This is a genomic window from Micromonospora rubida (genome assembly GCF_009908295.1).
GTDB lineage: Bacteria > Actinomycetota > Actinomycetes > Mycobacteriales > Micromonosporaceae > Micromonospora > Micromonospora rubida.
Map to the genome: position 1 here is coordinate 951,828 of NZ_JAAALO010000001.1, position 12,085 is coordinate 963,912.

Sequence of the window (12,085 nt, forward strand, 5' to 3'; positions counted from 1 at the left end):
GGATGTCACGAGGCGGCCCCGCTGGTCGCCATCGCGTCCTCGGTGAGCGCCACCTGGATCAGCTCGGCAGCTGAGCGGGTCACCAGCACGCCCCGGCCGGGTGGCCGCTGGGCCGCCCGGTGGTCGCCGACGAGCGTGCCCTCCCGGCGATCGCCGCTGAGGATGAGCCCGACGGAGCCCATCTCCTGCATCCGGGTCGCCAGCACGTCGGACATCAGGGCGCGGGAGGAGCCGGCGACGCGGCGGACCAGCACGAGGTGGAAGCCGATGTCGCGGGCGTGCGGCAGGAACTCGACGAGCGCCCGCAGCGGGCTGTTCATGCCGGCACCGAGCAGGTCGTAGTCGTCCACCACGAGGTAGATGTCCGGGCCCTCCCACCAGTTGCGCGCGGCGAGCTGCTGCGGGGTGACGGTGGGTGGGGGCAGCCGCTCGCGCAGCTTGCCGGCGACCTGTTCGACGTACACCTTCAGCGCCTCCGGGTCGGCCGCGTAGGCGCCCAGGTGCTCGTCGGGGACGACGCCGAGCAGGCTACGGCGGTAGTCCGCGACGACGAACCGGACCTCCCATCCGGAGCGGCGGGCGACGGTCGAGGAGATCCAGGTACGCAGGAAGGAGCTCTTGCCCGAGCCGCTGTCGCCGAAGACGAGCAGGTGCCGCTCGTCGCCGGAGAGGTCGAGGGTGACCTGCCCCAGGTCGCGCTGGGCGATCCCGATCGGCGTCCCGTCGTCCTGCCGCGCGGGCAGCGCCAGCACGTCGGAGAGCGAGATCGTGGCGGGCAGCACCTTGACCGGCGGGGCCACTGAACCCGGCCAGTTCCTGGCCGCCTCCTCGATGACGGCCGCCTGCGCCTCGCGTAGCCCGTCGGTCGTCTCGGCCCCGTCCACCCGGGGCACGGCCACGTGCAGATACAGGCCGGTAGGGGCCAGACCCCGGCCGGGCATGTCGGCCGGGATCTGCGCGGCGAGCTTCCGGTTGATCTCCGAGTCGTTGTGGTCGTTGAGCCGCAACTCGATCCGGGTGGCGATGGAGTCCCGCAGCGCCGGGCGGATCTCCAGCCAGCGGCCGGCGGTCAGCACGAGGTGGACGCCGACGCCGAGCCCTCGCGACGCGATCTCGGTGACGAGCGCGTCCGCCTCCTCGAAGGTGCTTCGCAGCCCACCCCAATTGTCGATGAGCAGGAAGACATCGGCCGCCCGCACCCCCTTGGGTAGCCGCCCGGCGAGGCGTCGGGCCCGGAACTCGGCGATGGAGTCGACGCCGAGGGAGCGGAACTGCTGTTCGCGCTCCGCGATGAGGGTGTGGACCTCGTTGAGGGTGCGCCGGGCCAACTCCTCGTCGCTGCGCCCGGCCACGGTGCCGACGTGGGGGGCTTCGGCGAACGGGTAGAGCGTGCCGCCGCCGAAGTCGATGCAGTAGAACTGCATCTCCGCCGGGGTGTGGGTGAGCATCGCGCTGAGCAGCACCGTGCGCAGGAAGGTGCTCCGCCCGGTCTGCGGGGCGCCGACCAGCGCGAGGTTGCTCTGCGTACCCCCGAAGTCCATCATCAGCAGTTGCTGTTCCTGGTGCATCGGGCGGTCGAGCACCCCGATCGCGACCTTCATGTCCGATCCCGGCCACTCGGGGGCGCACAGGCCGCGACCACTGCGCACGGCCGGCGTGCCGAGCAGCAGGTCCAACGGGATGACCGGCGGCAGCGGCGGCAGCCACACCTGGTGCGCCAGGGCGGCGATCGGCTTCATCCGGTCGGCCAGGACCTGGAGCTCGGTCGGGCCGGAGAGCACCGGCTCCTCCACCGGCTCCTCCTCGGTGGACTGCTGGAGCGCGCTGTCCGGCAGCGGCCCGACCGTGAACGGGACGACCGCGCGGAGCAGGCCACCGGCCTCGGTCCGCTGCTCGCTGGTCAGGTACGGCGTGGAGACGTGTGCCACCCGCAGCCGCAGGTAGACGGACTCGCCGACCTTGAGGTACGCGGACCCGGGGATCGACGGCAGTTGGTAGGCGTCGGTGGTGCCGATCACCGTGCGGCTCTCGCTGGCGGAGAACGTGCGCAGGCAGATCCGGTAGGACAGGTGCGAGTCGAGACCGCGCAGCCGGCCCTCCTCCAGCCGCTGGGTGGCCAGCAGCAGGTGCATGCCGAGACTGCGCCCGACCCGGCCGATCTGCACGAAGAGGTCGACCAGCTCCGGCCGGCCGGAGAGCAGCTCGCTGAACTCGTCCACGATGATCATCAGGTACGGCATGGGTTCCAGCTCCGTACCGTCCGCCTTCTTGACCCCGGCGGCGCGGCGGGTCTGGTACTCGCGGATGGAGTCCACGTCGCCGGCGTCGCGCAGCATCTGCTGCCGGCGCTGCTGCTCACCGAGGAGCGCGGCGTGCATCCGGCTGATCATCGTCTGGTCGCCGACCAGGTTGGTGATCAGGCCGGCGACGTGGGGGAGCTCGGCCAGCGGCGCGAATGCGGCCCCGCCCTTGAAGTCGACCAGGACGAAGCTGAGCACCTCGGGCGAGTGGGTGAGCGCGAGGCCGGTGACCAGGGTCCGCAGCAGCTCGCTCTTGCCGGAGCCGGTCGCGCCGACGATCAACCCGTGCGGGCCCGCGCCGCCCTGCGCCGCCTCCTTGAGGTCGAGCAGGACCGTGCCGCCCTCGCTGTCGGTGCCGATCGGCACGCGCAGCAGTCTGCTGCTGTCCGGTCGTACCCAGAGGGTCGTCGGGTCGATGGCCAGCGGGTCGCCCACGAAGAGCATGTCGGTCAGCGACACGTCCCGGATCAGCACCTGGTCGCGTTCGTCGATCAGGCGCAGCGGCGACAGCCTGCGGGCGACCAGCTCCGCGACCCGAGTGTCGAGGCTGTCGGGCACGCAGTCGGGAACGGGGGCGGTCATCAGCTCGGCGCGGCCCTCCACCGCGGCGTGGCCGTCCTCGGTCAGTCGGATGCGCAGGTCGACCCGGCTCGGCTCGTCCAGCTCACGCCGGGCCAGGAACAGCGCCGTGATGCCGAGTTGCGGGCCGGCCGCCTGCAACAGCGCGCGCAGCAGCTCCGAGCGGCCCCACTCGGAGACCGGCTGGAAGCCGGTGAAGAGCACCACCAGGCGCTGCATCCGGGGTGCCTGGGAGCGGTCGAAGCTGATCTGTACGCGCCGTACGGCGATCTGCTCCTGACGCCTGCGGATCTCCCGCTCCAGGAAGCCGGCCAGATCGACCGGGTCCACCCGGACCAGAGGCAGCACGCCGGCCTCGCCGGTGGCATCCGGCTCCAGCGCGTGCGGCAGCCACTTCGCCCACTCCCAGTTCCCGCCGCCGGAGGACTCGACGGCGATCACCACGTCGTCCGGTGCGTGCAGGACCGCGAGGTGGGTGAGGATCGCCCGGGCCAGGCCCTCGGTCTTCTCCGGTGGCCCGAGCAGACTCACCACGCCGGCCTCGGCGAGGTTGACGACGGCCGGTTGGTCCTCCACCCAGCCCAGGCGGGAGACGAGCTTCTTCGCGGCGGTCAGCGACTCCCAGTCGTACTCGCCCAGGGGGTCCAGCCGTTGGCTCATCTGCATCGGCGGGCTCAGGGCGACCCGCCCCAGGCCGATGCGTACCCGCATGAAGTCCGGGTCATCCGGGCGGCGCTCCCAGACCCGGTCCAGCGACGTGCTGATGGACCACAGCCGCAGCGGGTCCGGCTGGTTGACCGCGTTGACCGTGCGCTGCGCGGCGGCGTGGGCCCTGGCCTGCGCGCGCGCCTCGTCGAGGTGCGCCCGGTAGCGCCGTCGCTGCCGGCGCACCTCGCGACGGTTGCTGCTGCGCGTCTGCGACCGCATGGCGATGGCGACACCGATCGACATCACCACGAAGAGCAGACCGAACGCGATCAGGATGGGACGGCCGTACGTGATCATGTAACCGGCCATGCTGACCGAGCTCAGCAGCGGCAGGATCGTCGCGATCCAGCCACCGGTGTTGGTGCCGGTGCCGGCCTCCGGTGGCGGCGGCAACGCGATCGGTTCGGTGGAGAGCGCGGGCGGCAGGAACCGCGGCGGCCGGTGGAATGCCAGTCGAGTCATGCCCTCTTCCCCTGCCGGTGTTCCCGCGTCACCCGGTGCAACTGACCCTCACGTGCGCCACCGCGAGCATGGCCTGTTTGGCCGGCGGATCGCCCTCGGCGGACAACCGCACCGTGATGCCGCTGCGCCCCACCAGCCAGGTCCCGCCGGTCACCCAGCCGCCGGCGGCGGCGTCCTGCCGGACCTCGAACCGGGCGAACTCCGCGCCGCCCGGCTCGTTGAGCACCGAGTACGCGGCGCGGGAGACCGGCCGGTAGGCGGCGCGGTCCGGGGCCGGCACGAAGACCTCGACGGTGCAGCTCCGCATCTCGGTCGCCGGCCGGAACCACCACTGGGCGGTGGCCGGGGCCGCTGCCCGGGCGCCGGTGCCGGCGAACGGGATCGCCACGTAGTCGCCGTGGCAGCCGTCCTTGCTCCAGCCGCCCTGACCGATGGTCAACCAGGTGGGCCCCCGCCCGCTGGCGATGAAACCGTGGTCGTCGGCGGCCGCGCAGTCCCAGCCGGCGACCGCCGTGTAGCTGGGCCCGGCGGTGGGCGCGGCCGGGGCCGCCCCCTTGGCGGGCTCCAGCTTCACCGGCTTGATGAGCTGCATGAGTACGCCGCCCAGCAGCGCGCCCAGCAGCGCGACCGTGGCGACGACCATCGTCACGTGCGGCTTGGCGGTCGGACGGTCGAGACCCGGACGTGCCCAGCCCTGCTCCATGAACGCACGCGTGAACTCCCGCCGTTGCTCAGCGGGCGCACCGAGCCCTCTGTCCCGGTGCTGCGTCTCGACGCTCGTCACGACCTGCCTCTTCTGCGCTGTTCCTCAACTCCCCCTAGACGCCCGTACGGGGGCCGGGGTTCACGGATTTCCCGGTGTCACCTCCGTGATCGGCCCGCCGGTCCGGTTCCGGGGCGTGGGCACCTCGGCCGGCGGCTCCGGGGCCCCCTCCGGGCGGCTGGGGATCCCGGCCGGCAGCTCGCCGGGGAAGGTCTGGTCGCTCGTGCCCGCCATCGACTGGCCGAACTCGAGGAGGGTCCTGCTCAGCGAGTCCTCGGCGTGCGCGTAATTGGCCGCAGCGGCATTCGCCATGAAGTGGATCGCCGACAGGGCACCCGGGGTGCCGTCCTTCGAGGCGAACATGTCCGACATCGCGAGGAGCCACAGGTCGTTGAATTCCTCCGATTCGGCCTGGGTCCGGCCGGTCCAGCCGAGCTTGAGGTCCTCCCAGATCGAGTGAACGCTCTTGATCAGCAATTCGATTTCCTTGGCGGCTCTGTCGAGCTCCTTCGCGCAGCCCGCCACCTCCGTCGGGTTGACCGAGATCCTCCTCCCCGCATAGTCGTAGGGAATGGCTTCGTCCGGGTGTTCGTCTGGGCTGGTCATCCCACGCCTTCCGCCTGCTTGGCTACTTGTGTCCCGCCTTCGCTATCTCAGCGATGTTGGCGGCGTTCTGCGCCTCCGAGGCGAGGTAGTTCTGGTACGACGAGCGCATCCGCTGCACCGCCTCGTCCAGTGCCTCTTCCAGGACGTCGCTCGCCTTCCTGAAGTTCCCGGCCAGCAGCGAGAACGTGTTGCCGGCAGGGCTCATCCACATGGACTGGATGTTCTCGAAATTCCGTTGGACGGTCTGCAGGCGCATCTCGATGAGGTCCTTCGCCTTCTGTACCGAATTGGCGGCCTCGTTCAACGCCGGCAGATCCACCTTCCAGGTGATCTGCTCGCCCTCCGGGGTTATCGTCACAACCGGTTTACCGTCCGCGCCGTACGAGGTGGTACCGCTTGGGCCTTCGGTGACGACGCCCCCGCCGGGAGGGTAGTGGAAGCGGGTGCCGGTGGACGGGTCATTACCGGTCCATATCTGCACCAATACGCCATTGGCGTCGTACTTGCTGTGATCGTCTCCCTGGGTCCGGATGTTGGACCCGTCGGGCAGCCACTCAATCGTCTGCGGCTGCTCACCGGGTTCCTCGATCCGGATCGGCCGATCGGTCTCGTCGAACTCCGTGACCACGCCGTCAGGATCGGTCAGCGTGTAATGGCCGCCGTCGAGGGCCTTGTAGATGGAGGCCGTCGACTCGTCATCGCCCTCCCAGACCTTGATCGGGACTCCGTCCTTGCCGAACAACACATGGGTGTCACCGGTCGTCCCCACATAAGAATCATCATCACGGTACGCATAGGTCGTGACCGTGCCGTCGGCCTTCATGGTCCGGCTTACCAGCCGGTCGTCCGCCGAGTATTCGACCACATCATCGGGCCCGTCCAACTGGTAACCACCATTGGGCAAGTACTTGTAGTACGCCGCCGACGCCTCACCGTCACCCTCCCACACCTTGATCGGCTTGTCATCCTTGCCGTACAACACATGCAGATCGCCCGTCGTACCCACATACTGCCCATCACCCTGATACTCGTACGTCGTCACCACACCATCCGGCGAGGTCAGACGCACCCTGTCCCCGTCCTTCGTGTACTCCGTAACCGTGCCATCGGCAGCGGTCAACGAGAACGATTTATCCGGCGACCACGAATACACCGACGCCGACGCCTCACCATCACCCTGCCACACCTTGACCGGCAGACCGTCCTTCCCGTACAACACGTGCATGTCACCCGTCGTACCCACATACTGCCCGCCCTCGCGATACTCATACGTCGTCACCACACCATCCGGCGCAATCTGACGCACCCTGTCCCCATCCTCCGTGTACTCCGTCACCGTCCCGTCGGGATCGGTCAACGAGAAGCCGTTATCCGGCAACCACGAATACGTCGATGCCGACGCCTCATCATCGCCCTGCCACACCTTGACCGGCTTGTCATCTTCCCCGTACAACACATGCGAATCACCCGTCGTACCCACATACTGCCCGCCCTCGCGATACTCATACGTCGTCACCACACCATCCGGCGAGGTCAGACGCACCCTGTCCCCGTCCTTCGTGAACTCCGTAACCGTGCCATCGGCAGCGGTCAACGAGAAGCCGTTATCCGGCAACCACGAATACGTCGATGCCGACGCCTCATCATCGCCCTGCCACACCTTGACCGGCTTGTCATCTTCCCCGTACAACACATGCGAATCACCCGTCGTACCCACATACTGCCCGCCCTCGCGATACTCATACGTCGTCACCACACCATCCGGCGAGGTCAGACGCACCCTGTCCCCGTCCTTCGTGAACTCCGTAACCGTGCCATCGGCAGCGGTCAACGAGAAGCCGTTATCCGGCAACCACGAATACGTCGATGCCGACGCCTCATCATCGCCCTGCCACACCTTGACCGGCTTGTCATCTTCCCCGTACAACACATGCGAATCACCCGTCGTACCCACATACTGCCCGCCCTCGCGATACTCATACGTCGTCACCACACCATCCGGCGAGGTCAGACGCACCCTGTCCCCGTCCTTCGTGAACTCCGTAACCGTCCCGTCGGGATCGGTCAACGAAAAGCCGCTATCCGGCAACCACGAATACGTCGACGCCGACGCCTCATCATCGCCCTGCCACTGCTTGATCGGCTTGTCATCTTTGCCGTACAACACATGCAGGTCACCGGTCGTGCCCACATACTGCTCGCCGTCGCGGTACTCGTACGTCGTCACCCGACCGTCGGGCCATACTTGGCGAATCGCGTGGGCTGACTCGTCGTAGTAGACGATCGATCCGTCCGGCTGGGTGACCTGCTGATCGGCCATCGACTAGCTCCTCACGCGACCTTTTCGTCCGCGCGGGGGGCGACTGGGGGCGGCGCGGGCGCGGCTCAGCCTGCCAGACGGTGAAGGGGACGCGGCAGTGGCCGATTCGAGCGACCCCGCCGACCCGACGAGCGGGACATGAACCATCGCCCGCGTGCCACCGTTTACACGGCCATGACCGCCACCACACCGCCCAGCCCTCCACCGGTGAGGGGCCGTGGCACCCAGCGGGTCGCGGCCCGGGGGTGGGGCAGCCACCGCACCATCACGGCGGCGCTTCGGGCGGCGTCCAGCGGTTCGGTGATCAGTGTGTCCCGGGGCGTCTACCACGAGAATGTCCTGATAGACCGGGACATCAGCATCGTGGCCGACCGCGAGCACGGCCCGGTGGAACTGGTGTCGACCGGCGGGCCGGCCCTGGTCAGCCGGGCGGGTGCGGCCCTGGTGCACGGCCTGACCGTGCGTGGGGCGGTGCACACCAGCGACGGCGTGTTGACGATGGTCGACTGTGACGTGTCGGGCGGCGAGGTGGCGGCGGACGGGTGGGCCCGGCCGGTGCTGCGCGACTGCCGCATCCACTCGACCACCGGGGCCGGGCTGCGGCTGCGCGGGGATGCCCAGGCCGAGGTGGTCGGCTGCGCCATCGAGGGAATCGACGGCGACGCGGTCGTGGTCGCCCAGTCGGCTTCGGTGATGCTGCGCCACACGACGGTCACCCGGCCGTCCGGCAACGGGGTGGTGCTGTCGGACCGGGCCTCGGCCGAGCTCGACGAGTGCACCGTGACGCACACCGGCGGCGTGGGGGTGCACGCGCAGGAGCAGGCTCAGTTGACGCTGCACGCGGGGCGGGTCAGCGACACCGCCGGTGACGGCATCCGGCTGGTCGGTGCGCCGCGCGACGCGGACTCCGCCGATGCGCATTCGGCGGAGGCGGACGCGGGGGCGTGCCAGGCCGAGGTGGGCGACACCGTCGTCACCCGTAGCGGCGGCAACGGCCTGTCGGCGTACGGCGCGGCGCAGCTCACGGCGCGAAGCGTCAAGGTGGACGACTCGGCACGCAGTGGGCTGTACGCGCAGTCGGGCGCGCGGGTGGTCCTGGCCGGGTGCGAGATCGGCACCACCGGCAGCACCGGGTTGGCGGTCCGGGACGCGCGCCTGGAGGCAGTCGAGTCCACGGTCGCCCATGCCGGCGCGAACGGCGTCTTCGCCGACGGTGATGCCCGCGCGGTACTGCGGCGCTGCGCGCTGCGCGACTCCTCGTTCAGCATCGTGCACCTGGCCGGCCACGCCGACGTCGAACTCGATGACTGCACGATCAGCGGCACCCCGCAGCACGGGGTGCGGGTCACCGGACGGTCGTTCCTGCGGATGTCCGGCGGCACCGTGAAGCGCGCCGAGATGACCGGCGTGCAGGTCGAGGAGGACGGCGACGCGACGGTGCGGCACACCACGATCGAGAACGTGGCCGTCGGAATCCGGGTGGAGACCTCGCACCGGCCGCTGTTCGAGGACTGCACGGTCCGCTCCACGCCCCAGGCGGGCATGGAGGTGGGGCCGGACTCCGGCCCGACCGTACGGGACAGCCACTTCTCCGACAGCGGCGGCGCCGGGGTCTTCCTCGACCGGGACAGCGCGGCGACCATCGAGGACTGCGTGATCCTCGACGCCGGTGGCAGCGGCCTGGTGGTGTGGGACGACGCCCGGCCGGTGGTGCGGACGCTGCGCGTACGCGACTGCGGCAAGAACGGGGTCTACTTCAGCACGGGCAGCGCCGGTGTGCTGGACGACCTGACCGTCTCGGCGAGCCAGTTCCCCGCCCTGTTCCTGGGCCCGCAGGCCCGCCCCCGGATTCGGCGGTGCCACGTGGAGGACACCGACAGCGACCTGAACCTGGCCGAGGGCAGCGAGCCGACGTTCGTCGACTGCACGACCAGCAACGTGCGGTCGGTCAGCATGCCGACCACCGAGACGCCGACCCGCCGGGTGCTGGCGGGTCAGCCGAGCGGCACACCGGCGGCGGCCGGTTCCGCGCCGGGGACCGAGGCGGAGGAACGGCCGGATCTGGAGAGCCTGCTGGCCCAGTTGGACGACCTCGTCGGGCTGACCCGCGTGAAGCACGACGTGGGAACCCTGGTCAGGCTGATGCAGATGGTGAAGCGCCGGCAGGAGGCGGGCCTGGCACCGCCGCCGCTCTCCCGCAACCTGATCTTCGCCGGCAATCCGGGCACCGGGAAGACCACGATCGCCCGGGTCTACGGTCAGATCCTCAACGCGCTCGGCATGCTCACGCAGGGCCATCTGGTGGAGGTCGACCGGGGCGCCCTGGTGGGTGAGTACGTGGGCGCCACACCGCCCCGAAGACGCAGGCCGCGTTCCGCCGGGCGATCGGCGGCGTGCTCTTCATCGACGAGGCGTACGCCCTGGTGCCCGACGGCCAGTCCAACGACTTCGGCCAGGAGGCCATTTCGACACTGGTCAAGCTGATGGAGGACCACCGCGACCAGGTGGTGGTGATCGTCGCCGGGTACCCGGACGAGATGGTCCGCTTCATCGCGGCGAACCCGGGCCTGTCGTCCCGGTTCAACCGCACCCTGACCTTCGACGACTACGTCCCGGAGGAGTTGGTCGACATCGTGGCGCACCACGCCGGCCAGCACGAGTACCAGTTGGCTGATGTCACCCGACAGGCCCTGACCAACTACTTCTCGTCCGTGAACCGGGCGGACAGGTCCGGCAACGGTCGGTTCGCCCGCCAGGTCTTCCAGGAGATGACCGAGCGGCACGCCTACCGGATCGCCGACGACAACGACCCGACCAAGGAGCAGCTCAGCACCCTGCTGCCCGCCGACGTGCCGGAGGAAGCCCGACTGCGGGAGCAGTGAAGCGGCGGCCGTGACGCCGACTGACCGAGGAAGACCACCGACCCGAGAGGAATGTCCAGTGGCCGACGAGGAGAAGCCCCCACTGCAGGACGTCACCCCGCCCGACGTGACGATGCACGGGGAGGGATGGCCAAAGCAGATCACCGGCGAGCTGTCGGGCGCGACGGAAAGCGAGGGGGACCCGAATGCGCCCGTCCCCGTCGTGCCGGAGTTCTCGGTGGTGCTCTCACCGTTCTTCGACGCGCAGAACGCCGTCATGGCGCCGTTGATGGACGCGGTGATGTCGTACGAAGCGCTGAAGAACATGACCAACGAGCGCAAGGACTGGGTCTTCGCGCAGGCGCATGCGGGCGACCTCGGTGAGACGAAGGACAGGTCGACGGCCTGGTCGAGGAACTGGGGTGGCGGCTCGGGGGGTAAACGGATAACCCGCGATCCGGAGCTGGTGAAGGTGGCGCCGGAGATGAGGGCCGCGCTCGACAACGGGTTGCTGGCCATCGCGGACACGCTGTACCTGGTCGGCGAGTACGTCGGGATGTTGAACACGGTGCCGCAGGTGTACACCAACGCCGACAAGAAGTCCTTCGTGCCCACCGAGTGACCGTGGGGCCGAAAGGACACGGCGGTGGCCGGTCTTCGGGTCCGCTCCGACCGTCGGGGCGGGCCCGTGCGGCGGGTCAGCGCTCGTCGCGCCCCCGGGTGCCCGGCGTGAACCCACGCTCGATGAGTTGCTCCCGCAGCGCCCGCAGGGCGTAGAAGGTACGCGACTTCACGGTGCCTGGCGGCACGTCCAGCACTTCCGCCGCCTCCGCGATCGAGTGCTCCTGGAAGTAGATGGCCACCAGCGCCGTGCGCAGCCGCTCGGGCAGGGCGGCCAGCGCCGCCCGCACCTCGCGCGCGTCGAGCAGTCGGTCGATCTCGTCGTCGGGCCGGGAGAACGATTCCATCCGCTCGTCCGACATCTCGGTGGGCCGTGCCTGTGCGGCGCGGACCTGGTCGATGGCGATCCGCCGGGCGACCGTGAACAGCCAGGCCCGGCTCCACCGGCCGTCCGCCGACTGCGCCTCGGGATGCTTCCAGGCGCGCAGCAGGGTTTCCTGCACGATGTCCTCCGCCCGGTGCCGGTCACCGTTGGTCAGGCGCAGCAGGTAGCTCAGCAGGATGGGGGCGTGCGACTGGTACAGGTGACGCAACGCCCCATCATCTGTCCGGGCGGGACGTCCCTCAGTGGGCGACGGGTGTCCCACGGCCGAGTCCATGGACTGCACTACGTGGCAGTACCCCTCAAGGTTCACATCGGAAGCAATCCAGAAGAGGATCGTGGCCGTCCCGACGCCTCCGGCCTACGCAGCGGGCCGAAATATCCAGATATCAGCAGACGTACCGACACATGACCCACCTTCCCGACGAGACGTACCCTGTTCGGAACTCGGCCGTCCATCGTTGGGCCTCCGACGGACCGCTG

8 protein-coding genes are annotated in these 12,085 nt (G+C 69.5%); 3 read left to right on the forward strand and 5 right to left on the reverse strand.

Annotation, left to right across the window (positions count from 1 at the left end; translation table 11 throughout):
• Nucleotides 1–5: 5 nt before the first annotated feature.
• From eccCb to GVV04_RS03635, 4 genes are read right to left on the reverse strand one after another with little or no spacing between them, the layout of a single operon-like run.
• Nucleotides 6–4,049, reverse strand: a complete 4,044-nt coding sequence (eccCb, locus tag GVV04_RS03620; protein WP_161684354.1) for a type VII secretion protein EccCb — start codon at nucleotides 4,047–4,049, stop codon at nucleotides 6–8.
• Between the two features lie 28 nt (nucleotides 4,050–4,077).
• Entirely contained in the window at nucleotides 4,078–4,833 is a 756-nt protein-coding gene (locus GVV04_RS03625) for a hypothetical protein (protein ID WP_161684356.1), read from the reverse strand.
• Between the two features lie 60 nt (nucleotides 4,834–4,893).
• A complete protein-coding gene (locus GVV04_RS03630; RefSeq protein ID WP_161684358.1) occupies nucleotides 4,894–5,418 on the reverse strand; it encodes a WXG100 family type VII secretion target in 525 nt (174 codons plus the stop codon).
• Between the two features lie 22 nt (nucleotides 5,419–5,440).
• On the reverse strand, nucleotides 5,441–7,738 hold the full coding sequence (locus GVV04_RS03635; RefSeq protein ID WP_161684360.1) for a WXG100 family type VII secretion target: 2,298 nt from the start codon (nucleotides 7,736–7,738) through the stop codon (nucleotides 5,441–5,443).
• A 174-nt stretch (nucleotides 7,739–7,912) separates the two neighbouring features.
• Between GVV04_RS03635 and GVV04_RS03640 the strand changes: the two genes are divergently transcribed.
• Genes GVV04_RS03640 through GVV04_RS03650 form a run of 3 tightly spaced genes read left to right on the forward strand, consistent with a single transcriptional unit; the run spans nucleotide 7,913 to nucleotide 11,221 of the window.
• Nucleotides 7,913–10,222, forward strand: a complete 2,310-nt coding sequence (locus tag GVV04_RS03640) for a right-handed parallel beta-helix repeat-containing protein (protein WP_161684362.1) — start codon at nucleotides 7,913–7,915, stop codon at nucleotides 10,220–10,222.
• A complete protein-coding gene (locus GVV04_RS03645) occupies nucleotides 10,132–10,620 on the forward strand; it encodes an AAA family ATPase (protein WP_161684364.1) in 489 nt (162 codons plus the stop codon). Before GVV04_RS03640 ends, GVV04_RS03645 begins: the two co-directional genes overlap by 91 nt.
• A 58-nt stretch (nucleotides 10,621–10,678) precedes the next feature.
• Nucleotides 10,679–11,221: a hypothetical protein gene (locus tag GVV04_RS03650; protein ID WP_161684366.1), complete on the forward strand. Its 543-nt coding sequence runs from the start codon at nucleotides 10,679–10,681 to the stop codon at nucleotides 11,219–11,221.
• A 76-nt stretch (nucleotides 11,222–11,297) separates the two neighbouring features.
• On the opposite strand, the gene GVV04_RS03655 is transcribed toward GVV04_RS03650, so the two are convergent.
• Nucleotides 11,298–11,813: a sigma-70 family RNA polymerase sigma factor gene (locus GVV04_RS03655; RefSeq protein ID WP_235965556.1), complete on the reverse strand. Its 516-nt coding sequence runs from the start codon at nucleotides 11,811–11,813 to the stop codon at nucleotides 11,298–11,300.
• Nucleotides 11,814–12,085: the final 272 nt, after the last annotated feature.